Genomic DNA, 25,727 nt, shown 5'->3' on the forward strand with positions numbered 1-25,727 from the left:
TGGCGCCAAGGCTAAGCCACCGGCGCCCGCACCGTCCAATATTCATTTCTTCATCAGCAATATCCTGCACATATCGCTGGGCAGGCCCGGGACGCCAGCCATCTTGCGCCGGCGGCGCGACTTTCTGCGGGTAATCCCTGTACCCATAATCGAATCGCTCACCGATTATCTATAGGCCCCGGCCACCGCGCGGCATCGCGCAGTTCCGTAATCCTGCAGTCCCGAATTCCAACAAGAATGCCCTACAGGAGACGATATGAGCCATGCGTTGACGCAGGCGACGGACCCCGTTGCCCCCGATGTTGCAATGCACCCCCACCGCACCATGAGGCGCGCCACAGGCTTCCTGGCAGCGGCCCTGGCGCTGGTGATGCAGGTCTTGCCCGCCGGCGCCGCGGCGCCGCGCAATGCGGCCGCCAAGGTTGACGGCGCCTTTATCAGTGCCCGCCAGCACCGCCCGCGACTGGCCCAGCCACGGCCTGGACTATGCCGAGACCCGCTTCAGCCGGCTCAGGCAGATCGATGCCGCCAACGTGCGCGACCTGGGGCTGGTGTGGACCTACAACCTGGAGTCGACCCGCGGCGTGGAGGCAACCCCGCTGGTGGTGGACGGCGTGATGTACGTCACCGCGTCATGGAGCGTGGTGCATGCGGTCGATGCGCGCACCGGCAAGCGGCTCTGGACCTTCGATCCCAAGGTGGACCGCTCGCTCGGCTATCGCGGCTGCTGCGACGTGGTCAACCGCGGCGTGGCGCTGTACCAGGGCAAGGTGTTCGTGGCCGCCTACGATGGCCGGCTGATCGCGCTGGATGCCGCCAGCGGCCGCAAGCTGTGGGAGAAAGACACCATCATCGACCGCAAGTACTCGTACACCATCACCGGCGCGCCGCGCGTGTTCAAGGGCAAGGTCATCATCGGCAACGGCGGCGCCGAATATGGCGTGCGCGGCTACATCACCGCCTATGACGCCGGCACCGGCGAGCAGAAGTGGCGCTGGTTCACGGTGCCGGGCGACCCCTCCAAGCCGTTCGAGGATGAGTCGATGGCTGCGGCGGCCAAGACCTGGGACCCCAGCGGCAAATACTGGGAGGCGGGCGGCGGCGGCACGGCCTGGGACACGCTGGCCTTCGACCCCGAGCTGAACCTGATGTACGTGGGCACCGGCAACGGCGCGCCATGGTCGCGCAGCAAGCGCAGCCCGGCCGGCGGCGACAACCTCTACCTGGCATCGATCGTCGCGCTCGATCCCGACACCGGCAAATACGTCTGGCACTACCAGGAGACCCCGGGCGACAACTGGGACTACACCTCGACCCAGCCGATGATCCTGGCCGACCTGAAGCTCGATGGCCAGATGCGCAAGGTCATCCTGCACGCGCCCAAGAACGGCTTCTTCTTCGTCATCGACCGCACCAACGGCAAGTTCATCTCGGCAAAGAACTTTGTCGACGTGAACTGGGCCACCGGCTATGACGCCAATGGCCGCCCCATCGAGCGGCCCGAGGCGCGCGCCACCGACAAGCCTTATGACTCGGTCCCCGGTCCGTACGGCGCGCACAACTGGCATCCGATGTCGTTCAACCCGCAGACCGGGCTGGTCTACCTGCCGGCGCAGAACGTGCCGATCAACCTGATGGACGACAAGGCCTGGAACTTCAATGAAGGCAAACCCGGCACGCCGCATGGCAACGTGGGCTGGAACACCGCCAAATTCCTGAACGCCGAGCCGCCCAAGGGCAAGCCCTTCGGCCGGCTGATTGCGTGGGACCCGGTGCAGCAGAAGGCCGCGTGGACGCAGGAACATGTGTCGCCGTGGAACGGCGGCACGCTGACCACGGCCGGCAACCTGGTGTTCCAGGGCACCGCCGACGGCCGCTTTGTCGCCTATGACGCGCGCAGCGGCGACAAGCTGTGGGAGTCGCCCACCGGCACCGGCGTGGTGGCGGCGCCGGTCAGCTTCGAGTTGAACGGCAAGCAGTATGTGTCGGTGGCAGTGGGTTGGGGCGGGGTCTACGGGCAGGCCCAGCGCGCCACCAACCGGCAGGGGCCGGGCACGGTCTACACCTTCGCCCTCGGTGGCAAGGCACCGCTGCCGGCCTTTGCCGAGTACCGCACCGCCAAGCTGCTGCAGGGCGTGAAATATGACCCGGCGCAGGTCAAGGCGGGCACCGGCCTGTACGTCAGCAACTGCGTCCTGTGCCACGGCGTTCCCGGCGTGGACCGCGGCGGCAATATCCCCAACCTGGGCTATATCGATGCCGCCTATATCGAGAACCTGGACAAGGTGGTCTTCAAGGGGCCGGCGATGGCGCGCGGCATGCCTGACTTCACAGGCAAGCTGACGCCGGACGATGTCGAGAAGATCAAGGCCTTCATCCAGGGGACCGCTGACGCGGTGCGGCCCAAGCCCTGAGGGCAGGGCCGGGCCTCAGTCCTCGGCCTGGAAGCCGGTCGCCTCCACGATCGGCTTCCAGGCGGCGCGTTCCAGCTGGATGCGGCGGCGGCCTTCGTGGCCGGGGCGCGCCACCACTTCCAGGCCCAGCGCTTCCAGCTTGGCCGCGGTGGCGGCGTTGGCCGAGGCCGCGAGGAACATCTTTTCCACTTGCGCCACCACGTCAGGCTGGGTGCCTGCCGGGACGAACACGCCGTACCAGCTGGTGGCGTGGTCGTACTGGCTGAAGCCCTGTTCCTTCATGGTGGGCACTTCGGGCAGCGCCTTGGCGCGGCGCGTGCCGCTCACGCCAAGGAAGCGCAGCTTGCCGCCCTTGTACAGCGGCATCATGCTGGCCACGGCATCCCAGCCGATCGACACATTGCCGCTGACCACATCCACCAGCATCGGCGATGCGCCGCGATACGCCGCGGGCGTGATGGCGATGCCTTCGGCCTTGCCCAGCGCCACCGTGCCGAGGTGGCCGGCGCTGCCGATGGTGGCCAGGCCCAGGCTGGCGCCGCCCGGGTTGCGCCTGGCCCAGCTCACGTATTCCTTCATGTTCTGGTAAGGCTGCTGCACGCCGGTCGCGACCGCGGTCGGCACATCGGTCAGTACCGCTGCGGGCACCAGGTCCTTGTCGGCGTCGTAAGACAGCTTCTTGTAGGTCAGCGGAAAGATCGTGAACAGGGGCGAGGGGCCGATGAACACGGTCTTGCCATCGGGCCTGGCGCGCTTCACGTAGTCGAGCGCCAGGCGCGCCGACGCGCCGGGGCGGTTTTCGACCACCACCGTGCCGTGGCCGTCCTGGCGCAGCTGCTCGGCATACAGGCGGGCAAGGCTGTCGGCGGCGCCGCCGGGGGCGTAGCCGACGATGATATGCATCGGCTCGGCATCGGCCGCGCTAGCCGGAGCGGTCATGGCGAAGGTGGCGGCAGCGACGGCGGTCATGGCCAGCAGCCGGCGCGTCAATCGGACTTGATCAGTCATGGCAGTCAGGGAACGATGTTGAGAGAGTGTCAGGGCAGGGTGGGCCACTGGCCCGTGAGGTCATGGACCGATTCGTACAAGGCCGCCACACGCAGCAGCTGCGCGTCGCCGCGGAACTGCCCGACCAGCTGCAGCCCGATCGGCAGCCCGTCGCCACCAAAGCCGCAGGGCAGGCTGATGGCCGGATGCCCAGTCATATTGAACGGCATGGTCCACGGGAACCAGTTCGCGCGCACATCGGGATAGTCCTGGCCGTCGATTTCGATCTGGCCGAACAGGTCTTGCTCCAGCGGCAGCGCGGTGCGTGTGATGGTGGGCATGGCGAGCAGGTCGGCGCGTCCCAGCAGCGCCTGCACGCGCAGGAACAGTTGCGAGCGCTCGAACATCGCCTGCTGGTATTCCACTGCGGTGAATGCGGCGGCGGATTCCACCTGGCGCACGAAGGTCGGGCTCAGCGCCTCGCGGTGCTGGGCCACGATCGGCGCAAAGCGCGTGCGCCATACGGTGTGGTTGATGGCACGCCAGACGGGCTCGACGTCGAACCCCTCGCCGCCGAACGGCTCCAGTTCGGCGCCCAGTGCGCGCAGCTTGTCCAGGCTGGCCTCGAACGCGCGCGCCACGTCCGCCGACACCGGACGGCCCGGCGGCGCCAGGCAATACAGGATGCACCGGCCACGCAGGTCGCCCTGCGGCTGCGCTGCGGCCACGTAGTCGGCGGCGGGCACTCCGATCGACCACGGGTCGCACGGGTGTTCGCCGGCCATGGCCTGCAGCATCAGGCCGGTGTCGGCCACCGTGCGCGTGGTCGGCGTCACGTAGGTCTGGTTGCCGAACAGGTCCTGCGCCTGGCTGTGCGGAATCACCCCCTGGCTCTGCTTGATGCCCACCACGCCATTGCAGGCGGCAGGAATGCGCGTGGAGCCGCCGCCATCGGTCGCCACCGCCAGCGGCGCCATGCCGCTGGCCACTGCCACCGCGGCGCCGCCGCTGGAGCCGCCACTGGTGCGCTCGGCGTGCCAGGCATTGCGGGTGCGCCCGAACAGCGGCGAATCGGTCAGGCTTTTGGAGCCGAATTCCGGCGTGGTGGTCTTGCCGACCAGGATCGCGCCCTGCGCGCGCAACCGCGCCACCGCCACGGCGTCTTCGGCCGGCACGTTGTCGCGCATCGGCACGGCGCCAAAGGTCGTGCGCACGCCGCGCGTGTTGACGATGTCCTTGGCGGTAAACGGAATGCCGTGCAGCGGAGGCAGCGGCCGGCCGGACATCACTTCCGCTTCCGCCGCGCGCGCCGCGGCCATGGCCTCGTCCGCGCACAGCGTGATAAAGCAGTTCAGCACCGGCTGCAGCCGCTCGGCGCGCGCCAGCACCGCAGCGGTCAGTTCCACCGGCGAGATTTCCTTGCGCCGGATGCGCTGCTGCAGTTCGGCGGCGCTGGCAAGACAAAGCGCTTCGCTCATTGGACGGGCGTCTCCTGAAGATGGCCGCGCGTGCCGGTATCGGCGCGCGCAGGCGTGATGGCGATACGCTGGCATCTTACAACCGGCCCGCGCACGCGGGGACTATCGCCGCCAAGTGCCGTCGGCGAGGAAGCGTTCGGCCAGCTACGCGTTGCCGTTCAGGGGCGCGCCGGCGATGACAGGTAGGCCTGCAGGCCGTCTGCCGGCAAGGCGCGTGAAAACAGCCACCCCTGGCCGAACTGCGCGCCGCGCTCTCGCAGGAAGCGCGCCTGCTGCTCGATGCCCTCGGCCACGACCTCGAATCCCAGCGCCTCCGCCATGGCGATGATGTGCGGCGCCACCGAGCTGGAAGCCGCCTCGCGGCCGATGGTACTACGCGGCGGCGCTGCTGCGCAGCACGCGCCGTCGCCGCGCGTATTCAGATTCCTTTTGCAAGGCGATGAATTTTTTCGTGCGCCGCGCAATAAGGCACGCATGACTTGCGCAATGCCGGCAGAATCCGGAAAGTAGGGGGAACGACTGCCCGCACAGAGGACCTGGCCCATGACCACCGCCCCATTTGCAAGACCCACACCATCGGCCCGGCTTGCCGCCCGGCACACGCCGGCCGTGATCCCGGGCAACGGCTAGGGGGGCGCATGGCGCTGGTGCTGCTGATCGCGCTGCCTCTGCTGGCCGCGGCGCTGACGTGGTTGATCGGCATGCGCGCCGCGCGCATGCTGGCGCCTGTCATCATCGGCTTGCCGCTGGCCGCGCTGGTGCTGCTGCTGAGCCTGCGCGGCGCGGTCTTCGAGCAGCCGGGGCATGCGCTGGGCTGGCGCGTGGCGTGGCTGCCGCAGCTCGGGCTGGACCTGTCGCTGCGGCTGGACGGCCTGTCGTACCTGTTTGCGCTGCTGGTGCTCGGCGTGGGCCTGCTGGTGATCCTGTACGCGCGCTACTACCTCGCGCGCAATGAATCCGCGGTGCGCTTCTTCTGCCTGCTGCTGCTGTTCATGGCGGCCATGCTGGGCGTGGTGCTGGCAGGCAACCTGCTGCTGCTGGTGGTGTTCTGGGAGCTGACCAGCATCCTGTCGTTCCTCCTGATCGGCTTCTGGTCATGGCGCACCGATGCGCGCCAGGGCGCGCGCATGGCGCTGGCGGTCACGGGCGGCGGCGGGCTGGCGCTGCTGGCCGGGGTGCTGCTGCTGGGCCATATCTGCGGCAGCTTCGAGCTGTCCGTGGTGCTGGCGCAGGCCGGCAAGGTGCAGCACCACCCGCTCTACCTGCCGATGCTGGTGCTGGTCCTGCTGGCAGTCTTCACCAAGTCAGCGCAGTTCCCGTTCAGCTTCTGGCTGCCGCATGCCATGGCCGCGCCCACGCCGGTCTCGGCCTACCTGCACTCGGCCACCATGGTCAAGGCCGGCGTGTTCCTGCTGGCGCGGCTCTATCCGGTGCTGGACGGCACCAACAGCTGGTTCTACCTGGTCAGCATGACCGGGCTGGCCACGCTCATCGTGGGCGCCGGCCTGGCGCTGCTGCAGCGGGACCTGAAAGGGCTGCTGGCTTATTCCACCATCAGCCACCTGGGCCTGATCACGCTGCTGTTCGGGCTCGATACCCAGCTCAGCACGGTGGCGGCCATCTTCCATATCATCAACCACGCCGTGTTCAAGGCGTCGCTGTTCATGGCGGCCGGCATCATCGACCATGAGACCGGCACGCGCGACCTCGACCGCCTGCACGGGCTGGCGCGCTACATGCCGCACACCGCAGTGCTGGCCATCGTGGCATCGCTGTCGATGGCGGGGGTGCCGTTGTTCAACGGCTTCCTCAGCAAGGAAATGTTCTTCGGCGAGACCCTGGCGCAGGGCCTGCTGGGCGACTTCAACTGGGTGATCCCGACCGCGGCGACGCTGGCGGGGGCGCTGACGATGGCCTATTCGCTGCGCTTTATCTACGGCGTGTTCTTCGGCGCCCGGCAGCCCGACGTGCCCAACTACCCGCCGCACGAGCCGCCGCGCTTCATGAAGGTGCCGGTGGAGTTCCTGGTGGTGATCTGCCTGGTGGTCGGGCTGGTGCCGGCCTATACCGTGGGCGACCTGCTGGCGGCGGCTTCGCTTGCCACGCTGCGCGCGCCCCTGCCAGAGTACAGCCTGAACCTGTGGCACGGGGTCAATTTGCCGCTGCTGATGAGCCTGGTGTCGATGGCCGGCGGCGCGGCGCTGTTCTTCCTGCGCCGCGACGCGCTGCGGCGCCTGCAGCAGGCAATCGACCACCTGAGCGCGCGCCAGTCGTTCGAGCGTGGCATGCATGCGCTGGAACGCTTTGCCGCTGCCGTCACGCGCTGGCTCGAGAACGGCTCGCTGCAGACCTATGTCGCCTGGATGCTGCTGGCGCTGCTGGCCGTGCCGGCATACTTCCTGGCCGACCTGGAATGGCTCGGCGGCAGCGTGCCGGCGGGCGCCATCGACCTGATCGGGGCTGCCACGCTGGCGCTGCTCGGGCTGTGCGCGGTGGGCGTGGTGGTGACGCACCGCCAGCGGCTGCTCGCGCTGGTGCTGCTGGGCGGCTGCGGGTTGATGGTGTCGATGGCGTTCCTGCGGTTCTCCGCGCCGGACCTGGCGCTGACGCAGATCTCGGTTGAGGTGGTGACGATCCTGCTGCTGGTGCTGGCGCTGTTCTACCTGCCGCACGAGACGCCGGAGCGCGCCGGGGCTGCGCGCCGCGGGCGGGATGCGGTGCTGGCGCTCGGCGGTGGCACCTTGCTGGCAGTGGCGGCTTACGCCGTGATGACGCGGCCGTATGACCCGGTGTCTGCCTTCTACATCGACCAGTCCGTGCCCGGCGGCGGCGGGCACAACGTGGTCAACGTGCTGCTGGTGGATTTCCGGGGCTTCGACACCATGGGCGAGATCTGCGTGCTGCTGATTGCAGGGCTGGCGGTGCAGGCGCTGCTCAAGGGCATGCGGCTGGACACGCCGTCGGCAGCGCCCGATGGCCTGCCGTGGAGCAGCCAGGCGCATCCGCTGCTGCTGGCCATGCTGGCGCGGCTGATGCTGCCGCTGACGCTGCTGGTGGCGGTCTTTATCCTGCTGCGCGGGCACAACCTGCCGGGCGGCGGCTTCGTCGCGGCGCTGATCACATCGGTGGCGCTGCTGCTGCAGTACGTTGCCAGCGGCGTGCGCTGGACCGAAGCGCGCATTGCGCCGGACTATCGCGCCATTGCCGGCGGCGGCATTCTGCTGGCGGGTCTGACCGGACTGGGCAGCCTGGCCTTCGGCTATCCGTTCCTGACCACCGCCTTCGGGCATTTCCACATACCGGGCATCGGCGAGGTGGAACTGGCCACGGCGATGATCTTCGACCTGGGAGTCTTCTGCACCGTGACGGGAACCACGCTGGTGATCGTATCGCACCTGGGCGTGCGCAACCTGCCGCCGGCACAGGCCGCGGAGGACGCCTGATGGCCGCGCTCTACGCCATCACCATCGGCATCCTTGCCGCGGGCGGCATCTACCTGCTGCTGCGCGAGCGCGTCTTCACCGTGGTGCTGGGGCTGACGCTGCTGTCGTATGCGGTCAGCCTGTTCCTGCTGGGCATGGGGCGCCTGTCGATCGGGCGGCCGCCGGTGATCGTGGCGGGCGCCAGCTATGCCGATCCGCTGCCCCAGGCGCTGGTGCTGACCGCCATCGTGATCGCGTTCGGCATGACGGCGTTCGCGGTAGTGCTGGCGCTGCGCTCGCTGGGGCTTACCGGCAGCGACCATGTCGACGCCGCCGGCCAGCCCGACGAGCGCGCCGCCGATGGCGGCAAGCAGGATCCGCGGCCATGAACCACGCCGTGCTGCTGCCCATCCTGATCCCCATGTTTGCCGGTGCGCTGCTGACCGCGATGCCGGCCCAGCAGCTGCGCGCGCAGCGCATCGTCTGCGCCGTGGCCACGCTGTTGCTGGCGCCAGTGGCAGTGCACCTGCTGCGCCAGGCCGCTACCGGCGAGATCGTGGTCTACGCGATGGGCAACTGGTCGGCCCCGTTCGGCATCGTGCTGCAGCTGGACCGCACCGGTGCGATGATGCTGGCCCTGACCGTGGTGCTGGCCGTCGCCGCGCTGGCGGCGGCGGGAGAGGGCACGGCCCGGCAGGGCCGGCATTTCCATGCGCTGTTCCAGTTCCAGCTGATGGGCCTGAACGGCGCCTTCCTGGCGGGCGACCTGTTCAACCTGTTCGTCTTCTTCGAGATCCTGCTGATCGCGTCCTATGCCCTGCTGGTGCATGGGGCAGGGCGGGCGCGCATCGGCGCCGGGCTGCACTATGTGATCCTGAACCTGGTGGCGTCGTCATTCTTCCTGGTGGCGGTTGGCGTGCTGTACGGGCTGTCGGGCACGCTGAACATGGCGCACCTGGGCCTGCGCCTGGCCGGCTTGCCGGCCCAGGACCAGCCGCTTGCGGTGGCCGCCGGCGCCATGCTGATGCTGGTCTTTGCGCTGAAGGCGGCGCTGTTCCCGCTGTATTTCTGGCTGCCGCGCGCCTACGCCAGCGCCACCGGCCCGGTCGCGGCGCTGTTTGCCATCATGACCAAGGTCGGCATCTACGCGATGCTGCGTTGCGATGCGCTGATCTTCGGCGGCCCGCAAGGGCTGCTGGGGCCGTTCCTGCATGACTGGGTGTTCTTGCTGGCGCTGATCACGCTCGCGGTCGGCGCGCTGGGCGCCGTCGCCGCCGGCACGCTGCGCGCGATGACCAGCTACCTGGTGGTGGCATCGGTCGGATTGCTGGCCGCCTGCGTATCGATGCAGACGCAAGCCGGCTGGGCCGCGGCGATGTTCTACCTGCTCAGCACCACGCTGTGCACCGCCGCGCTGTTCCTGCTGGCCGACGCGCTGGAGCCGGAGCCTGGGCGCGAGGACGGGGCCCCGGTCAGTGCCTCGCGGCTGGCCGGGCTGCTGTACCTGGTGGGCGTGGTGGCAGCGGTGGGGCTGCCGCCGCTGTCGGGCTTCCTCGGCAAGGCCATGGTGCTGCGCGCGACCCCGCCGCCGTGGGTGCCGGCGCTGTGGTCCGCGGTGCTGGTGTCGGGCCTGCTGCTGCTGGTTGCCGTGTCCCGCACCGGCACGCGGCTGCTGTGGCGGCTGCCGCATGAGGCCGAGCACGTGCCGGAAGGGAATGAGTACCTAGACGAAGACCATCCCGGCGCGGCACGCGTGCGCGTGCGGCCCGATGCGCGCAAGCTGGCCTGCTGCGCACTGCTGCTGGCGGGCAATATCGCGCTGACGGCATGCGCGCGGCCGGTCAGCGACTATGTGGCCGACGCGGCGGCGCAGTTGCTGGACCGCGCCGCCTATCTCCGGGCAGTGCTGCCCGGGCAGCCGGGGTAAGCCATGCTGCAGCGTCTGCTTCCCCATCCGTGGCTGAGCCTGATCCTGATGATCATGTGGCTGTTGCTGACCAACAGCCTGGCCCCCGGGCACTGGTTGCTGGGGGCGCTGCTGGGCTGGGCCATCGGCCGGCTGGCCGACCGCTGGCTGGTGCTGGGCGCGTTCCGCCTGTCGCGGCCCGACCTGATCCTGCGGCTCAGCATCCATGTGCTGTTCGATATCGTGAAAGCCAACGTGGAAGTGGCCATCATGGTGCTGGGCCCCACCGCGCGCCTGCGCCCCGCCTTTATCGTGGTGCCGCTCGATGTCGAGCACGAGCTTGCCACCACCGCGCTGATCAGCATCGTCTCGCTCAGCCCCGGCACGCTGTGCGCAGAACTGAGCGACGACCGCCGCGCCTTGCTCGTGCACGTGCTGGACCTGGAGGAAGAGGCCGCGCTGGTCGAGCTCATCAAGTCGCGCTATGAAACCCCGCTCAAGGAGATCTTCCAATGCTTGCCATCGTGATACCGGTCTGCCTGGTGATCCTGGGCCTGGCCTTCCTGCTGACCCTGGCGCGGCTGCTGCGCGGACCCAGCCTGCCGGACCGCATCGTGGCGCTGGACACGCTGAATATCAACGCCATCGCGCTGATCGTGGTGCTAGGCATCAGCCTGGATTCGGCGCTGTTCTTCGAGGCCGCGCTGCTGATCGGGGTGATGGGCTTCGTCGGCACCGTGGCGCTGTCCAAGTACCTGCAGCGCGGCGACATCATCGAATACTAGGGAACGCCAGATGCTGCATCCTGTTGCGGAATTCATCGTGTGCGCGCTGCTGCTGGTGGGCAGCGTGTTCATGCTGGTCGGGGCGGTCGGGCTGTTCCGGCTGCCGGACTTCTTCATGCGGCTGCATGGGCCGACCAAGTCGACCACGCTGGGCGTGGGCGGGGTAGTGCTGGCCTCGGTGGCGTACTTCAGCTTCCGGGGCGATGCCAGCCTGCATGAACTGCTGGTGACCGCCTTCATGTTCCTGACCGCGCCGATCAGTGCCCACATGCTGGCCAAGGCCGCGCTGCAGCGCCAGCTGCCGGTGGATCCGCGCACGCGCGGCAGCGGCTGGATGCCGCGCATCCGCGACTAGGTATGGCCGCGACGGTTTACTTTCGCCGCAATGTGTCCTACACCCAGTCAGGCGATGCCGGCATCTTCCACGCCAGGGCAGGGGGTTTCATGGACTTGCAACACTCGGACAAAGTCTTCGCGGGCGCGATTCCGGAAGTCTATGAGGCCCTGATGGTGCCGATGATCTTTGCGCCATACGCTGCCGACATGGCTGCCCGCATCGCCGCGCTGCAGCCGCGCCGGGTGCTGGAACTGGCCGCCGGCACCGGCGTGCTGACCCGGGAAATCGCCGGGCGGCTGCCGGCCGAGACCCTGATCGTTGCCACCGACCTCAACGCGCCGATGCTGGCGCGGGCGGAGCAGGCCGGCACGAGCCGCCCGGTGCACTGGCGCGAGGCCGACGCCATGGCGCTGCCGTTCGCCGATGCCAGCTTCGATATGGTCGCCTGCCAGTTTGGCGTGATGTTCTTCCCCGAAAAGGGCCGCGCCTTCGCCGAAGCCCGCCGCGTGCTGGTGCCGGGCGGCACCCTGATCTTCAATGTCTGGGACCAGCTGGAATTCAACGCCTTTGCCCGCGATGTCACCGGGGCACTCGCCACGCTGTTTCCCGACGCACCGCCCGAGTTCATGGCCCGCGTACCGCATGGCTACCACAGCCAGGCCGCGATCGAGCAGGACCTGCGCCTTGGCGGATTCCAGTCCTCCCCGGTCTTTGAAACCGTCGCGGCAACCAGCCGCGCCAGCGCCGCCCGCATCCCGGCGGTGGCATTCTGCCAGGGCACGCCGCTGCGCGCCGACCTGGAGCGGCGCGGGCCGGATGCGCTCGGCCGGGCAACCGACCATTGCGAACAGGCGCTCCTGGAGGCTTATGGCGACGGGCCATTGGCCGGTCCGATGCAGGCGCACGTGGTGATGGTAACGGCGCCCGCCGGATAAAGCTGCCCGCCAGTTGGTCGCAGGTCATCGCTGGGCGTGCGCAAATCGCCGCTTGCGCCGATACTGTAGCCAGGCTCATGACGACTACAGGACCCTTGGGCGGTGGCCATGGACTCTATGATCATTTCCGCATCGGTGGCACTGGGCATCGGCCTGGCGATCGGGCTGGAGCGCGAGCGCAGCCAGGCCGCCGCCGGGAAAGATCGTGGCATCCGCGGCGGGCGGCCTGCGCTTCACCGTGCCGGTCGCGATCGGATTGGTGCTGTCGACCAGCGCCACCTGGGCAGTGGCCTGGCTGCAGCGCTTGGATTGAGGCAGCATGCATGGTCGGCTACCATCAGCGCGGCGCGGTCCGGATTCCCCTGGCGCGCATTGTCGGACGATGACTACGATGCCCCTTGTACGCGTGCTCGCGATCGGTCTGCTGATAGGTTTGCTGGCGGGATGCGATTTCCTGCGCGGCTACGCTGAGGGCGAATCCGAGGTCATGCGGGACTTCCGGGCCGGGGATCGTGCCGATGACCTCGGGGCGGCGCGCTTTGTCTTCGATGACTTCGGCGGCCTGAGCACCGATACCCTTGAGACCAATGCGCTACCGTGGAAGCTGGCAACGACCGCACTGCTGCTGGCCGGCGGCCCCAACGTTCCGGTCACTCAGGACGCCTTGCGCCGGGCCCTGCGCGAGTTTGGCTTCATCTATCCCGATGCGATCCGCAACTGGCCGCGCCAGCAACAGCCCAGGTTCGACAAGCCCCTGGGCGTGGTCAGCGGAGTGATCGGCCGGGATCTCCCGAAGATCCGCCTGGAAGTGTCCAACCTGGGATGCGCATCGTGCCATGCGGGCATCACCTACGACATGGACGGGCGTCCCACCAACGATGTCTGGCTGGGCCTGCCGAATACCTCCCTCAACCTCGATGCCTTCGTCACCGCGGTCTATCAGGCGGTGAAGCAGGTGAAATCCGATCCGGAAAAGCTCCTCTCCGCCATCCACCAGCTTTACCCCGAAACCAGCAACGAGGAACTGGATACCATCCGGAAATTCGTCTGGCCGCGGCTGGTAAAACGGGTGGCGGAACTCGAAGCCAGCGGTGACGAGCCGCTGCCGTTCAGCAACGGCGCGGCCGGCAGCACCAATGGGGTCGCGGCACTCAAGTTCCAGTTTCATCTGCTCTCGGCGGGCACGGCCGCCAGTGGTTCCACCTCGATTCCGGAACTGGGCTACCGCAGCCTGCGCTCATCGCTGCTCTATGACGGCGTCTATACCAGCAAGGGCGCGCCGCGCTTTGCGCCAGTGGCACCCGGTGCCGCCAACGATGCCGGGCGGCTGGCGCATATCGTGGCCTTCTTCACCGTGCCGACCATGGGCATGCCACCGGATCGCGCCGTCCGTGCGATTCCGCAGGTGGAAGACGTCATGCGGTTCATGGCGGGCTACACCCCGCCGCCGTTTCCGGGGCCGGTTGACCGCTCCCGCGCCGCGCGCGGCCGCGCCGTCTTTGATGCCAACTGCGCCCAGTGCCATGGCAGCTACAGCCAGGACCCAGAGCGCCCGCGCCTTGTCAGCTTCCCCAACCGGCTGGTGGCACAGGCGGATATCGGGACTGACCCGACGCGCTGGCAAGCAATCGATCCCGGCCTGCTGCAAGCCATCTCGCGCTCCGAGCTGGGCAGGCATATCGACGCGGCAAACACCAGTGGCTATGTCGCGCCCATCCTCTCCGGCGTGTGGGCGACGGCACCATACCTTCATAACGGCTCCGTGCCCACGCTCTGGCATCTCATGCATCCGCAGGCGCGGCCCAGGCGCTTCTGGGTCGGAGGCCATGCCCTGGACTACGACAAGCTGGGCATCGCCGGCAGGCTCGATGCGGCCGGTACCTGGACCTATCCGGCCAGCTACCGGCCGTGGTCGAAACCCGTGCTCTACGACACGGCGACGGCGGGGCGCGACAACCGCGGCCACGAGAAGGAATTCTCGACCCTTGCCGAAAGCGACAAGGATGCGCTGCTGGAATTCCTGAAATTGCTCTAGCTGCCGTCAGGAATCCTGCAGCAGTTCCGCGACTGGGAGCCGGGCGCTTTGCGCAATGCCACGGTCCGGCACCGGCCCGAAGCGCATCACATTGACGAGCCGATTCCCCCGCGGCAAGCGCTGGCTTTCGGCAAGCATGGCGGCATGGCCAGGTGAATCGGCCAGTGCCGACATCGGCACGCCGGCAAAGCCCCTGGCAGTCATGGCCAGCCAGAACCGGTACCAGCGGCGCCCGATATCAAAGCTCGTGACCTCGGGTGCGGCATGGATCAGGACGATCCGCGCCGCGCTTTTCACTTTTGCGCTTTCCGATGTCAGCAGGCGGGTCAGCGAAAGCGCCGAGAGCAGCCGGAGCACACGAGGTCTCAGCGCAATTGACGCGCCCCAGGCTTCCCACCGCGACAGTGCCATGCATTCGGCCGAAAGCCCGTCGCGCGGCCAGCCTGGATCGTGCGGTGACAAGCGCAGCCAGTGGTAAAGCTCCTCGGCAAACCGCGGGTCATTCAATCCCGCAGCCGCGGCGTCGTCATACCATCTGGCGATTTGCGCCGTGCTGTTCTCGCTGGCCAGCGTGACGAACTCCGCGTGGGCCGCAGCGCATTCGCCCAACGACCTGATCTGCGCCGGGGTCGCACGGAGAAACTTGCCTCGATAGGCGCGGCGCGCGTCCACGAAGGCGGCAAGGGGATCCGGGCTTGCGCCAGATGTGATCAGGCCGGATGCGGCCGGGCGCAGACCCTGGGCAGCGGGAGGGTAGGGCAGGCCGGAGACCACGGGCTGCGTGAGCCCCAACCCGAGCGTCGACAACGCCATGGCCATGCCTTCCCAGGCCATGCCCAGGGCGATCTGGTTGTCCCGCCCGGTGGGGTCGCCCACGGACAGCCATCGCGCAGGGTCTTCAAGCAGTTCAACCTTGTCGCCGGCAAAGCGCCAGCGCGCGGGCTGGATATTGTGCGCGCTGGGAGCGCGGCCAGCCTGTGCAAGCAGGGTGAGATGCTGATCGCGCGTGAGCATGTCGCTAGATGGCCTTTTTGAAGAGATGCAGCCGATGCAGTGGCCTGGCGCCCATCTTCTCCATTTGCTTCTGGCTGGCGCCATTCGAATCCGACACCCAGCTGATGCCCAGGTGCGAGTACCCGGCACCGCGCATCGCCGTGAGCAGATGGTGCAGCATGACGCCGTTGACGCCGCGGCTGTGGTAGTCCCTGCGCACGGAAAAGAAGATGATCGCCGCACGCTTGCGGCTGGCGCGGAACCTGATCAGATGCCAGAGCGTGGACAGCTTCAGGCGGAAGCCGGTGGCGCGCAGAAACGGGTTGAGATCCGGCACGCACAGCAGCACCCCGACCGGCTCCCCGTTGAAATAAGCGGTATAGGACAGCCGCTCGTCGATGATCCACATCATGCCGGCGCAGGGAAACAGGAATTCCTCCTCCGTCAGCGGCACGAACATCGGGTTGCCGGAGAAACCATCGTTCAGGACAGCGCATGCCTCCAGCAGGCGCCGGTCAAAGCCGCGTCGCCGGATCGGCTTGAATTGCCAGGCGGGATCATCCAGCAGCGCGCGTTGCTTGTTGCCGATCAACTGCTGCGGATCGTAGCTGCGCACGTCGAGCTCGAACGTGCGCATCGGAAAGAACGGCTCGAAGCCGCATGCCCGGAGCAGCCTGGCAATATGCGGCGGCGTGTATTCCTGGTAGGTGTATGGCGGATGCTCGAAGCCCTCGGTGACGATGCCGATCATCTGCGTGATCGTCAGGTTGAAGCTGCCAGCCAGTTCGTCACAGCCGTTGCGCTTCACCCAGGCCGCCGCCGCGTCGAGCAGCGCTTGCGCGACCTCCACGTCATCGACGCAGTCGAACATGCCGAAGCAGCCGCGCTTCTGAGCGTATTGCTGGTTGGATGCATCGTGGATATGGGCCAGGATACGGCCCACGATCCGCCCGTCCCGATGGGCGGTGAACCAGGTGCGGCGCGCAAACTGCCGGAACAGCGGGTTCTTCGCCGGGTCCAGCGCGCGCGCAAGATCCCCCTTCATCGGCGAGACAAAATGCGTATCGCGGCCATAGCAGGCAAACGGCGCCTCGAAGAACGCGTCGAAATCGCCTTCACGCAGCACGGTTGTCATGCCGCCTCCCGCTGCCCGAGATGGCGCGCCAGCCGCAGGATCACCGCCGCGCGCAGCTCGCCGATCGCCGCGTTGGCGCCTTGCGGCAGGTTCAGCAACACCACCTGCGCGGGCTGGCGCGCGATCAGCAGGGCATGGGTCATTTCATGGCGCTCGAGCAGGTCTACCAGCTGTTCCGCGGCCTCGACCCGATCGCCTTCCCGGATCCTGGTCCACGCCCTGGCGTCGCCGATCGACACGGGCTCCCGCCGCTTTCCGGCCAGGTCGAACAGCGCGTCGAGGGCGTAATCAGCAAGCTCCGTGTTGCCGAGCACCACATGGTCGGCGGTTTGCGGCAGGCGCCTGAGCGAATGCAGGAAACCCTCTGGCGTATCCAGCCGGGCATGGAGCAGCCAGCGCAGGAACGCGTTGCCATCACCGGCCAGCGAAACGGCGCGAATGCGGACAAAAATGGCCGTCAGCAGCACCCATGCAATGGCAACCGGCATGCTGCGCAGGCCCGCCTCGGCAAAGCCCGGGCCGGGCCCGCGCGAAGCCAGCGCCATCACGCTGGCCAGCACGACGGCGAAGAGCAGGGCGGCTGCGATATGCACCAGCAGCCCGCGCACGACCCGCCGCGATTCCGACAGGTTCAGGAACACATAGACGAATGCCAGCGCCCCGAGCGCCCCCAGGCGAACCGGCACATGGCCGAGCTCCTCGCGGAAGTCGGTGGCCGCGAGCGGGACGGCCAGGGCCACGACCACCACTACCGCCCGGGCCAGGCGTGCCTCGTTGTCGGACAGCTCGGCATCGCGCAGCCACAGCAGGAACCAGCCATTGCTTGCGGTCACCACGGCGAAGCAGCCAAGGAACATCAGCAGCAGCGGCGTATTGCCCGACAGATCGGTAAAGAGATTGATGACGAAGAACACCACCGACACGCCCAGCGCCAGCAGCTTAAGCCACAACGGGTGGTGGCGCCGCACCAGGTGCTCGGCAAACAGGGTCATGGCAATGGGCAACAGGGTTGCCGCTGCAAACACCAGTTGCGCCAGCAGCGTGCCGCCAATCAGCCAGGAAAAGCCCCGGACTGCCAGCAGTGCCGTCAGCACCCCGAACAGGAACAGGCCCGTGCCGGCCCCGGCCTCGCGCCGGGACCAAAGGAAATGCAGGCAGAGCCCGCAGCCCACCGCGCCGAGCCAGGTAACGGCGACATCGCTTGCCAGGGCGTCAATCACGCGCAATCCTCATCTCGCATCAACCTCGCCATGAAGCGCCGTACCAGCGCGCGCACGGCCCATGCCGTCAGCGCATTGCGCGGCGTCTCGACACGCATGGTCCAGGGATTGAAGAAGTAGCCGCGCACACCGGCCAGCCGCCGCCGACCGAGCACCAGCTTGATCACCTCGAACGCCATCAGGTTGCCGGTGGTGATCACCATCGGCGCAAACGACATGCGCTTGCGCTTGCCGGTCAGCAGGTCCTTGGCGATGCCGAGCTCCACATGCCGGACCGAACTCGAGTTGACCATCACATATTCCAGTTCCTTGCCCAGGCATTCCTGCCTGAGCTCCGGCGTCAGGGACTTCCAGTCAATGCCGGCCGTGGGATAGGAAAGACGCTCCTCGGGCCTGGGATCTTGCGGACGGACAACCGTGACGGAGGGCAGGGGAGCGGTATAGGCGTCGATGACGGTCGCACCATGCTCCCGCGCCTTGCGATAGAGCGCGAGGCCCGCGGCCATGTCATCCATGCCGTTGACCACGATCTTGTAGCGGCCCAGCAGGTCGTCGAGCCTGTCGGTCCACTCGGCGCCGAAGGTCTCGATGGCAAGTTCCGGGTTGATGCGCCGGATCTGCGCCACGGTGGCCTCGACCTTGTTCACGCCAACGGTATCCAGGCTGGCAAACACCTGGCGGTTCAGGTTCGACACGTCGAACGCATCGAAGTCCGCCAGCGCAAAGCCGCCAATGCCCACCCGTGCCAGCGCCTGCAGGCAGGCGCCGCCCATGCCGCCGACGCCACAGATCAGCACCCGTGCATTGCGCAATTGCTGCTGTTCCGCGTCGGTCACGAAACCGATGTTGCGGGTCGTGAATTCCTCGTAGGAGAACGGTGGAATCATTGACTCTTCCTAGCGCGCAGGTCTCCCAGCGGCTCGCGCGGATTCAGCCAGTGGAACAATGGCAGGACGATCCGACCGACAGCCAGGAACGCAATCTGATAAAGGATGGCGGGCAACGAGTCCCGAGGCACTTCCCGCAACAGGTATTTCCGCGCGCTGGCCAGGTCCAGGCAGGCGACCTGCAGGAAATCGTCGCCGCGCTGGTAATCGAGTTCCCGCCGGCAGAGTTCGTTGGCGCGCTCGTCCCGATGCTTCGGCGCCTGCTCGAACGTTTTCTTGAGATTGTCCGAGCCGCCGGTATAGGCATCGGTAATCACGAACCGCGCCTCGTCAAATCCCGCCGCCCCGTCAACGCCAAAGACATGCCGATGCGATTTCATGATCTCGCGGGCCACGCTCAGGTGTTCAAAGCTGCGCCGCGACGGCTCAAAGGGATTGGGATAGGCCGTGACAAAGACCTCGGCGACCTTGCCGATAATCGCCGGCACCTGGGTCACATTGCTGATCCAGATCGGGCGCAGGCCGCGGCGGAAGAAAAGCAGGATGCAGGTCAGCCCGTACAGCACCCAGGACAGTCCTTGCGTGCGATAGCCCGGATCGACCATCACCAGCCCAAGGTGAATCGCCTCGACCGGGCGGGCCTTGACCTCGATCGGCATGACCGACAGCGCATTGAACGCAATCGGCTGGCCGCTGTCCCGGTCATAAAGCAGCGTGATCACGGCCCGCCGCAGCCTTTCAGGATCGCCGGAAAGCACCCCGTAATCGAGGTCCTTGCCGATTCCCCGCTGCACGATGCCGCGCATCTCGGCCAGCATGGCTTCGAGCTGCCGGGCATCCATCCACAAGCCGGGCCGCTCGACGACCCGGATCCGGACGGACCGGCTGGCCTTCAGGCTCAGGTCCAGGTAGCGCAGCCGTTGTCGAAAATGCCCGATGAATTTGAACATGCAGGTTTGGCTGGTGCCTTGTTCTTGTGTCGCCGGCCTGAAAGGCAAGTGTGGCTTGGAGCATATAACAGCACGTCCCCGGTGTCACGGGCGGGACAAAGCAAGCGCAGGGGGGCGGGCGTTCGCCTTTAGAACTCCGAGGGGCGGATCAGCGGCGTTGTGCGTCCACGACAACCCCACTTTCCGCTGAGGTTTCCGGCATAAGCAGCAATGCTAAGCTCACACGCCCACCGACGTGCGGCCCTACGTGGTGGTAAAGACCACGCTGAAGGATGCATCGGGCGCTCAGGTATGGAGCACCCGGTATATCTCCGCTAGCGCCGAGGCAAAGCCCTTCACCGGTGACAACGGCTGGTTCAAGGATGATGCCCGCCCGCTCAGGCTTGCCCTCGAGCAATCGCTCAAGCGCAGCATCGACGTAATGCTGCGCGACGTCGGACGGCTTCGACAAACTGTATATCGTGGCCTCGAACGCGTGGACCAACACTTCAAGCTGACGATGATCGCCAGCAATTTGACCCGAATTGCACGAATACTGGCTGCGGTGCCGCGAGGAGCGGTGCAATGAGCGGCCAAAGCGGGGCTGCCGCACGGCGCCATGCTGGCGCGCCTCGGAATTGGGGCACCCAATTGCATGGCATGGTAGGAATTCAGCGGCCATTTGCATGTTGAGTCGTGTTTAGCTGCGCTGCGCCCTTCGTGACGGAGTGCTTTTCAACAGCCTGCTAGAGCGCGACCTGGAGGACGCCATCCTGCGCGAGCTGGAGCATTTTCTGCTGGAACTCGGAGCAGGCTTCACCTTTGTTGCTTGCCAGAAGCGGCTGCAGATTGACAACGACGACTTCTATATCGACCTGCTGTTCTACAATCGCCGGCTCAAACGCCTGGTGGCGATCGAGATGAAGCTGGGCGAGTTCAAGGCCGCCGACGAGGGACAGATGGAGCTCTACCTTCGCTGGCTCGCCAAGCAGCGCAAGCCGCAGGCCATCGAAGATCCACCAGCCCACGCCCTTGTCAACACGGCCTGGGCGCCAGAAGCTGGCCAGAATACCGGCCAGAAAGCCGTGCGATACGAAAGCAAAGAAACGGGTGAGACGCGTTCATATAGATTGCCCCATGACGGGCGCGCTGATACCCCTACCCGGGGCAGTGCAGAAGATCTCTGGCTCGGCTGGGCCTCAACTTGACTTTCGGAGATGCTCAGCCGCGGCCCATCATGACGCCTGCCCCAGCGCGCGCATGGTCGCCCCGACCAGAGGGGCCTTGAGCTTGAGCGCACGATTCTCTACCAGATGCCACGACAGCACCGCAAGCGCCAGCGTCACGACACCGGAAGACAGGAGCAACATCATGACTGAGATGCCTGGAAACAAGGCGACGATCGACTGCTGGATCGGGAAGGCGTAGATATAGATGCCATACGAAAAGTCGCCCAGGCGGTTGTAGCGGAACAGGGCAGGTAACTGAAGAAACGCTGCAAAAAGCACCAGGTATGGCATTGCCAACAGGTACATCAGCGCGAACACATGGTGATTCGGCACGAAGGCGCTGCCGACGACGGCGGCGAGCAGCAGCCCCGCGACGGGAGCGGACAGTTCCACGTGCGCGCTTAGGATGAACAGGCTGGCGCCCGCGAAGAACATCAGCGGCAATGCTGTCTTCTGCATTGCAGAGCCGCCGAGGATTGCGAAGACGCAATACAGGAACGAGGCCGCCGTGACCACCAGTACCGCCGCACGGAACGCGCGCTGGTGAGCGGGCCATGCGACCATGGAGATGACCCATATCGCGGCCAGTGCGAAGTACATTCGGATCTCGTACATCATGGTCCACAGCGAGCCATTCACCGTATCCGGATACGGATTGATCGCGAATACACCGGGCAAGGGATAGACTGCGCCGGCGACCAGCGTGGTCGTCTTCAGCAAGAACTGGCGCGTTGCCGGATCGATGAGGTATGCAGAGGCCGGCAGCGCCGTGAACACCATGCCCAGGCCGAACACCACCAGCGTGACCATGACAAGCAGCGCCGGATAGATCCGCAGGAAGCGCGCCCACAGGAACTCGAGCACGCTTCCGCGCGTCAGCAGGCTTTTGGTCACGAGGAAGCCGCTGGTGACGAAAAACACGTCGACGGCAATCGTTCCGGGGGTCACCCCGATCAGCCTGCGCAAGGGCTCGTCATTGACGTCGCCGGAGACCAGTGAGTAACTGTGGGTGACAAGCACAGCGAGCGCGGCTGTGATCCGCATCAGGTTGAAATTGTTTTCGTCCTTTCTTCCCCCGGCGACGTGCGCGAGCCTCATATGCCCCCCTTTTTCATTAAGCCGGCCTCGGTTGACGGAACGACGCCGACAGCTTCCGCTAGCTTCCGGCAAGCATAGACCGCAGTCTGGGCAGAATCAGGCGCATGTCCGATAGCGCCGAGGGATTGGCGGAATAGCCAGTGAGGCGAACGGCGGTGTCGTATCGCGCCGACACGGCAACCGTTGCTGCCGATGCGACTCTCGGCCGACTTTCTTACCCCGCGCATGCGCGCGACGTCCGTCAATATCCGCCAAGTTCTCGGCACTTCCGGACAGGCGGCCGTTCCTGTCAGCCTTAGAAGCTATGATGCAAGCGGAAAATCGACCAGCACTGGATGGAGGCGGCAGCGATGAAACATCCCGGCAACCCGTTGAAGGCCGTGATCGATGCTGAGCCAGGCAGGCCATCGTGAAGTCATCCCTACGCAGAGCCTGCGTCGCAGGCACCATGCTGGCAGGTCTGGTCGCGGGTACTGTCGCCGTATTGACCGGTAGTCCGCGAGCTTCGGTCCGCGCGTTCGCCGCGGTAGGCGCGACGGCCGATGTATCGGTGCAGCCTGCACCCGGCGGCGCAGACCAGGCAGATAGCCTGCAGGCGGCGCTCGACAACCTGCAGGCGGGACAGCGCCTGGTGCTGGCGCCGGGCACCTATGTGGTGGGCCACGTGCTTGCAGTGCGCGGCGAGCAGGTTGTGGTATCGGGCTATGGCGCGACGCTGGTCGCCACGAACCCTGACGAGCAGGCCATCATGATGACTGGCGCGAACTCGACGCTGGTTGGCGTGACGCTGACGGGCATCGGCACGCAGCGGCTCGAGTCGGCCACGTCGACCAAGGTCGCCGTGGACGGACAGGGCATCCAGGTGCTCGATGTCAACATCAATGGCGGTGCGAGTGTCGGCATCTTTGTCTCGCGCGGCAGCAGCATTGCGCTGGTCGGCAACAAGGTCCATGGCACGCTGGCCGACGGCATCCACATCACAGGCGGTTCACGCGACGTGCTCGTGCAGGACAACGCGGTCACCGCCACCGGCGACGACATGGTGGGGATCGTCAGCTACCAGCGGGACGGTGTGCTCAGCCAGAACATCTACGTATCGGGAAATTATCTGGCAGGCAACGCGTGGGGCAGGGGCGTTGCTATCGTCGGCGGTGCCGACGTGACGGTCGCCGGCAACCGGATCGAAGGTGTGCAGAAGGCTGCGGCGGTGCTGGTGGCGCAGGAGGATGGCTACCGTACGGCCAGCGTGACCAATGTCCTGGTCGCGAACAATATCATCTCCGACGACCAGAACGCGACACAACCTGGGAACGACCGTCCCGCCGCAGGCCATGCAGCTATCGACATCAACACGGGCAGCGGAGCAGTGACGCAGGTACTGGTGACGGGAAACCAGGTAACGCGCGCGAGGTTCGACGGATTCCGGGCCATGAACAATGTTTGCGGCGTCCGCGTCTCAGGCAACCGCTTTGCTGCGATCGGTGGCCTCGCCCTGTCGCTGCAGTACCGAAACTGTACGGCGACGCAGTTTATCTGCGACGCCAATACGCTCGATGGTGTGAGCCTCGCAGCCCCACCAGGATGTTCCAGCGCGGGCACCATCCCGATTTCCGGCGCGGACGCGGGCCGCCTGCCGCCGGTGCGTACCTCCCTGCGCCAAGGCCTGCAGGCCTCGATGCCAGCGTGCCAGGCACGCTCGGGTTGAGGGAAGCCCACGCACAGCGCTTCGCCCCCGGTTGGCGCAATCTGCGCAAGATGGTCACCTGACCCGCGGCGTTTCCGCCAACAGTTGCAGCAAGTATCTGCCGTAGTGGCTTTTTACGAGCGGGGAGGCGAGCCGACTCAACTGCTCTGCATCGATCCAGCGATGACGGTACGCGATTTCTTCCGGGCATGCCACCATCAGCCCCTGGCGCTTCTGCAACGTGGAGACCAGCAGCGCCGCCTCGATGAGCGAATCATGCGTGCCGGTGTCGAGCCAGGCATAGCCGCGGCCCATGATGTCGACGCTTAGCTTGCCCGCTGCGAGGTAGCGCGAATTGATGTCGGTAATCTCCAGTTCGCCGCGGGCAGATGGCCGGATATCTGCCGCAATGTCGCACACCTCATGGTCGTAAAAGTACAGACCGGTCACCGCATAGCTGGACCGTGGCGAAGCGGGCTTTTCCTCGATCGACAATGCGCGGAAGTCTTCATCGAATTCGACCACGCCATACCGCTCGGGATCGTGGACGTGATAGGCAAATACCGTGGCGCCTTCCTCGCGTCGGCTCGTCCGGGTCAGTTGTCTGGCGAGATCGTGCCCATAGAAAATGTTGTCGCCGAGGATCAGCGCCGATGGATCCCGGCCGACAAACTCACGTCCGATGATAAATGCCTGCGCCAGCCCATCGGGCGAAGGCTGTTCCGCGTACCGGATGTCGAGACCCCACTGGCTGCCATCACCGAGCATGCCGGCAAAGCGAGGGGTGTCCTGCGGGGTGGAAATGACCAGCACGTCGCGAATGCCGGCAGTCATCAACGTTGACAGCGGGTAGTAGATCATCGGCTTGTCGTAGACCGGCAGCAGTTGCTTGGAAACGCTCTGCGTGACCGGATACAGTCGGGTGCCGGATCCACCGGCCAGAATGATGCCTTTTCGGGTCATGCCTGAATCTCCGTCGTGGATGGTCTTTCCTGTATCTTCAGGATCGATGCGCTGGAAGCTGTTTCGCGGCGATAGCAGACCGCGAAGGCCGCGGCTCCGAACGCTTCAGTCAGGATGACGGAAATCACCGTCCCTTCGGCGCCCAGGTACCACACAAGCGGGACCACATAAACGAGATGGAGCAACGTCGCCGCCGCGTAGATGTTCTGCACGAGGCGGTGGCGCCCCAACGCGAGCAGGCCAAGGTTGCCGAAAACAAAGGCAATGCTGGTAACCGGCAGCAGCACGCCCTCCAGCCGCAGCAAGAAGATCGCGGCGTGGAACGGTTCGCCCAGCCACATCCGGATGCCAAGATCCGCGAACAGCTCGATCGCGATGAACATCGCCACCGAGCTGCCGAACACCGCCAGCATGGCCTTGCGCATCAGCGCCTGCGCTGCGGCAGCATCCGTGGCGTTGTACTGGCTGATACGCGGGAAGAACGCGGTGCCGATGACGGTAAAGACAGTCTGGCCCGCAATGCGGATCTTGTCCGCCATGGAGAATTGCCCGACCGCGACCGGGCCGTGGAAATAATTGAGCAGGATCGCGTTGAAGTTCACGTAGAAGCTGACCAGCACAAGGGAAAGGAACACTGGATACCCCTCGCGCAAGGACGCCACGATCGCGCGCATTGGCACGGCGACCAGCGTGGCAATGCGCTGCCGGTGCACCTCCCATAGCGCTGCGGCGGCCAGGATGGCAGTGCCGATGCTGATCCCCAGCGCCGCCAGCGCTGCATCGCCGGGCCCCCGAACCCACGCGATGACGCATGAAAGACTGACCGCCTTGGAGATGAAATTTGGCAGCACGAGCGACTTCATGCGCTCCTGCCCCTGGTACAGCCAGAACGGAGTGATCGCGTTGGCGACGACGCCTACGAACGCCGCGGCCAGGATCTCCCAGTGCTCCCTCAAGCTTGGCACCATGCCCACCGCGCCCAGCATGAGCAGCGCCGACACAAGGGTCAACAGCAGTTTGGCGCCCATGGTGGCTGAGTACACCTCGGCTACCGCTTGCGGATCGTCGCGTTGCAGGGACACCAGGCGGGTCGCCGTGAGATTGTGGCCATAGTCGGTCAGCAGAATCAGGTATTGCGCCAGCGCCTGGCAGTAGGCCAGGACGCCAAACTCCTTGACGCCAAGCACTCGGCCCAGAAACGGTAAGAGCAGTAGCGGGAACAGGTAGTTGCCTGCCTGGATGAGGAGAAGGTAGGCAGCGGTCGCACGGATCGATGGGGGCATGGGCTTG

General features: G+C 66.3%; 21 protein-coding genes and 3 pseudogenes. 12 read left to right on the forward strand and 12 right to left on the reverse strand.

Features of this window, described 5'->3' with window-relative positions; all coding sequences use genetic code 11:
- Positions 1-256 precede the first annotated feature (256 nt).
- Positions 257-2,414: pseudogene (locus I6H87_RS16490) on the forward strand (PQQ-dependent dehydrogenase, methanol/ethanol family).
- A gap of 15 nt (positions 2,415-2,429) precedes the next feature.
- Here I6H87_RS16490 and I6H87_RS16495 read toward each other — a convergent pair.
- The 3 genes from I6H87_RS16495 to I6H87_RS34900 form a co-directional block, all read right to left on the reverse strand.
- On the reverse strand, positions 2,430-3,383 hold the full coding sequence (locus tag I6H87_RS16495; RefSeq protein ID WP_011615374.1) for a Bug family tripartite tricarboxylate transporter substrate binding protein: 954 nt from the start codon (positions 3,381-3,383) through the stop codon (positions 2,430-2,432).
- Between the two features lie 68 nt (positions 3,384-3,451).
- Entirely contained in the window at positions 3,452-4,879 is a 1,428-nt protein-coding gene (locus I6H87_RS16500) for an amidase (RefSeq protein ID WP_011615373.1), read from the reverse strand.
- Positions 4,880-5,037: 158 nt separating this feature from the next.
- The gene (locus I6H87_RS34900) at positions 5,038-5,220 is read right to left on the reverse strand and encodes an EAL domain-containing protein (protein ID WP_041687372.1); all 183 of its coding nucleotides are present in this window, start codon (positions 5,218-5,220) and stop codon (positions 5,038-5,040) included.
- 297 nt (positions 5,221-5,517) lie between these two features.
- On the opposite strand from I6H87_RS34900, the gene I6H87_RS16510 reads away from it, so the two are divergent.
- From I6H87_RS16510 to I6H87_RS16540, 7 genes are all read left to right on the forward strand, one after another.
- Entirely contained in the window at positions 5,518-8,322 is a 2,805-nt protein-coding gene (locus tag I6H87_RS16510; protein WP_011615372.1) for a monovalent cation/H+ antiporter subunit A, read from the forward strand.
- Positions 8,322-8,690 (forward strand): Na+/H+ antiporter subunit C, encoded by a 369-nt coding sequence (locus tag I6H87_RS16515; RefSeq protein ID WP_011615371.1) that lies wholly within the window; start codon positions 8,322-8,324, stop codon positions 8,688-8,690. The genes I6H87_RS16510 and I6H87_RS16515 overlap by 1 nt, the downstream gene beginning before the upstream one ends.
- Positions 8,687-10,228: a monovalent cation/H+ antiporter subunit D gene (locus tag I6H87_RS16520; RefSeq protein WP_011615370.1), complete on the forward strand. Its 1,542-nt coding sequence runs from the start codon at positions 8,687-8,689 to the stop codon at positions 10,226-10,228. Before I6H87_RS16515 ends, I6H87_RS16520 begins: the two co-directional genes overlap by 4 nt.
- A gap of 3 nt (positions 10,229-10,231) precedes the next feature.
- Positions 10,232-10,735, forward strand: a complete 504-nt coding sequence (locus I6H87_RS16525; RefSeq protein ID WP_010812079.1) for a Na+/H+ antiporter subunit E — start codon at positions 10,232-10,234, stop codon at positions 10,733-10,735.
- Positions 10,720-10,992, forward strand: coding sequence for a K+/H+ antiporter subunit F (locus I6H87_RS16530; RefSeq protein ID WP_010812078.1), 273 nt, complete (start codon positions 10,720-10,722; stop codon positions 10,990-10,992). Before I6H87_RS16525 ends, I6H87_RS16530 begins: the two co-directional genes overlap by 16 nt.
- Positions 10,993-11,002: 10 nt before the next feature.
- Positions 11,003-11,347: a Na+/H+ antiporter subunit G gene (locus I6H87_RS16535; protein ID WP_011615369.1), complete on the forward strand. Its 345-nt coding sequence runs from the start codon at positions 11,003-11,005 to the stop codon at positions 11,345-11,347.
- 89 nt (positions 11,348-11,436) lie between these two features.
- The gene (locus tag I6H87_RS16540) at positions 11,437-12,264 is read left to right on the forward strand and encodes a class I SAM-dependent methyltransferase (protein WP_011615368.1); all 828 of its coding nucleotides are present in this window, start codon (positions 11,437-11,439) and stop codon (positions 12,262-12,264) included.
- Between the two features lie 84 nt (positions 12,265-12,348).
- Here the strand turns inward: I6H87_RS16540 and I6H87_RS16545 are convergent, their stop codons facing one another.
- Complete coding sequence (locus tag I6H87_RS16545; RefSeq protein WP_136227769.1) at positions 12,349-12,585, reverse strand: hypothetical protein; 237 nt, start codon at positions 12,583-12,585, stop codon at positions 12,349-12,351.
- A 70-nt stretch (positions 12,586-12,655) separates the two neighbouring features.
- On the opposite strand from I6H87_RS16545, the gene I6H87_RS16550 reads away from it, so the two are divergent.
- On the forward strand, positions 12,656-14,299 hold the full coding sequence (locus I6H87_RS16550; protein WP_011615367.1) for a c-type cytochrome: 1,644 nt from the start codon (positions 12,656-12,658) through the stop codon (positions 14,297-14,299).
- A 6-nt stretch (positions 14,300-14,305) separates the two neighbouring features.
- On the opposite strand, the gene I6H87_RS16555 is transcribed toward I6H87_RS16550, so the two are convergent.
- From I6H87_RS16555 to I6H87_RS16575, 5 genes are read right to left on the reverse strand one after another with little or no spacing between them, the layout of a single operon-like run.
- Positions 14,306-15,313, reverse strand: a complete 1,008-nt coding sequence (locus tag I6H87_RS16555; protein ID WP_011615366.1) for a hypothetical protein — start codon at positions 15,311-15,313, stop codon at positions 14,306-14,308.
- 4 nt (positions 15,314-15,317) lie between these two features.
- Positions 15,318-16,427, reverse strand: a complete 1,110-nt coding sequence (locus I6H87_RS16560; RefSeq protein ID WP_011615365.1) for a GNAT family N-acetyltransferase — start codon at positions 16,425-16,427, stop codon at positions 15,318-15,320.
- Complete coding sequence (locus I6H87_RS16565; RefSeq protein WP_011615364.1) at positions 16,424-17,647, reverse strand: hypothetical protein; 1,224 nt, start codon at positions 17,645-17,647, stop codon at positions 16,424-16,426. Before I6H87_RS16565 ends, I6H87_RS16560 begins: the two co-directional genes overlap by 4 nt.
- A complete protein-coding gene (locus I6H87_RS16570) occupies positions 17,644-18,534 on the reverse strand; it encodes a HesA/MoeB/ThiF family protein (RefSeq protein ID WP_010812071.1) in 891 nt (296 codons plus the stop codon). Before I6H87_RS16570 ends, I6H87_RS16565 begins: the two co-directional genes overlap by 4 nt.
- Positions 18,531-19,484: a hypothetical protein gene (locus I6H87_RS16575; protein ID WP_010812070.1), complete on the reverse strand. Its 954-nt coding sequence runs from the start codon at positions 19,482-19,484 to the stop codon at positions 18,531-18,533. The genes I6H87_RS16570 and I6H87_RS16575 overlap by 4 nt, the downstream gene beginning before the upstream one ends.
- A gap of 427 nt (positions 19,485-19,911) precedes the next feature.
- Between I6H87_RS16575 and I6H87_RS16580 the strand changes: the two are divergent.
- Together I6H87_RS16580 and I6H87_RS16585 are read left to right on the forward strand one after the other, a co-directional pair.
- Positions 19,912-20,052: pseudogene (locus tag I6H87_RS16580) on the forward strand (IS5/IS1182 family transposase); the annotation flags it as partial.
- Positions 20,053-20,209: 157 nt separating this feature from the next.
- A pseudogene (locus tag I6H87_RS16585) lies at positions 20,210-20,485 on the forward strand (PDDEXK nuclease domain-containing protein); the annotation flags it as partial.
- 213 nt (positions 20,486-20,698) lie between these two features.
- Here the strand turns inward: I6H87_RS16585 and I6H87_RS16590 are convergent.
- A complete protein-coding gene (locus I6H87_RS16590; protein WP_011615363.1) occupies positions 20,699-21,790 on the reverse strand; it encodes an acyltransferase family protein in 1,092 nt (363 codons plus the stop codon).
- 448 nt (positions 21,791-22,238) lie between these two features.
- Here I6H87_RS16590 and I6H87_RS16595 point away from each other — a divergent pair, with 448 nt between their 5' ends.
- Complete coding sequence (locus tag I6H87_RS16595; protein ID WP_051398480.1) at positions 22,239-23,495, forward strand: right-handed parallel beta-helix repeat-containing protein; 1,257 nt, start codon at positions 22,239-22,241, stop codon at positions 23,493-23,495.
- Between the two features lie 54 nt (positions 23,496-23,549).
- On the opposite strand, the gene rfbA is transcribed toward I6H87_RS16595, so the two are convergent.
- Both rfbA and I6H87_RS16605 read right to left on the reverse strand, forming a co-directional pair.
- Entirely contained in the window at positions 23,550-24,437 is an 888-nt protein-coding gene (gene rfbA / locus I6H87_RS16600; protein ID WP_010812065.1) for a glucose-1-phosphate thymidylyltransferase RfbA, read from the reverse strand.
- On the reverse strand, positions 24,434-25,720 hold the full coding sequence (locus I6H87_RS16605; protein ID WP_010812064.1) for an oligosaccharide flippase family protein: 1,287 nt from the start codon (positions 25,718-25,720) through the stop codon (positions 24,434-24,436). Before I6H87_RS16605 ends, rfbA begins: the two co-directional genes overlap by 4 nt.
- Between the last annotated feature and the right edge of the window lie 7 nt (positions 25,721-25,727).

The sequence above is a fragment of the Cupriavidus necator genome, from assembly GCF_016127575.1.
In the GTDB taxonomy this organism is placed as follows: Bacteria; Pseudomonadota; Gammaproteobacteria; order Burkholderiales; family Burkholderiaceae; genus Cupriavidus; species Cupriavidus necator_D.

Coding starts and splice junctions, on each gene's coding strand:
- I6H87_RS16520 (WP_011615370.1), top strand. CDS start 8,687: ATGAACCACGCCGTGCTGCTGCCCATCCTGATCCCCATGTTTGCCGGT.
- I6H87_RS16510 (WP_011615372.1), top strand. CDS start 5,518: ATGGCGCTGGTGCTGCTGATCGCGCTGCCTCTGCTGGCCGCGGCGCTG.
- I6H87_RS16535 (WP_011615369.1), top strand. CDS start 11,003: ATGCTGCATCCTGTTGCGGAATTCATCGTGTGCGCGCTGCTGCTGGTG.
- I6H87_RS16570 (WP_010812071.1), bottom strand. CDS start 18,534: ATGATTCCACCGTTCTCCTACGAGGAATTCACGACCCGCAACATCGGT.
- I6H87_RS16560 (WP_011615365.1), bottom strand. CDS start 16,427: ATGACAACCGTGCTGCGTGAAGGCGATTTCGACGCGTTCTTCGAGGCG.
- I6H87_RS16500 (WP_011615373.1), bottom strand. CDS start 4,879: ATGAGCGAAGCGCTTTGTCTTGCCAGCGCCGCCGAACTGCAGCAGCGC.
- I6H87_RS16545 (WP_136227769.1), bottom strand. CDS start 12,585: ATGCTGCCTCAATCCAAGCGCTGCAGCCAGGCCACTGCCCAGGTGGCG.
- I6H87_RS16495 (WP_011615374.1), bottom strand. CDS start 3,383: ATGACCGCCGTCGCTGCCGCCACCTTCGCCATGACCGCTCCGGCTAGC.
- I6H87_RS16590 (WP_011615363.1), bottom strand. CDS start 21,790: ATGAGGCTCGCGCACGTCGCCGGGGGAAGAAAGGACGAAAACAATTTC.
- I6H87_RS16555 (WP_011615366.1), bottom strand. CDS start 15,313: ATGCTCACGCGCGATCAGCATCTCACCCTGCTTGCACAGGCTGGCCGC.
- I6H87_RS16515 (WP_011615371.1), top strand. CDS start 8,322: ATGGCCGCGCTCTACGCCATCACCATCGGCATCCTTGCCGCGGGCGGC.
- I6H87_RS16550 (WP_011615367.1), top strand. CDS start 12,656: ATGCCCCTTGTACGCGTGCTCGCGATCGGTCTGCTGATAGGTTTGCTG.
- rfbA (WP_010812065.1), bottom strand. CDS start 24,437: ATGACCCGAAAAGGCATCATTCTGGCCGGTGGATCCGGCACCCGACTG.
- I6H87_RS16605 (WP_010812064.1), bottom strand. CDS start 25,720: ATGCCCCCATCGATCCGTGCGACCGCTGCCTACCTTCTCCTCATCCAG.
- I6H87_RS16525 (WP_010812079.1), top strand. CDS start 10,232: ATGCTGCAGCGTCTGCTTCCCCATCCGTGGCTGAGCCTGATCCTGATG.
- I6H87_RS16530 (WP_010812078.1), top strand. CDS start 10,720: ATGCTTGCCATCGTGATACCGGTCTGCCTGGTGATCCTGGGCCTGGCC.
- I6H87_RS16575 (WP_010812070.1), bottom strand. CDS start 19,484: ATGTTCAAATTCATCGGGCATTTTCGACAACGGCTGCGCTACCTGGAC.
- I6H87_RS16595 (WP_051398480.1), top strand. CDS start 22,239: ATGCTGGCAGGTCTGGTCGCGGGTACTGTCGCCGTATTGACCGGTAGT.
- I6H87_RS16540 (WP_011615368.1), top strand. CDS start 11,437: ATGGACTTGCAACACTCGGACAAAGTCTTCGCGGGCGCGATTCCGGAA.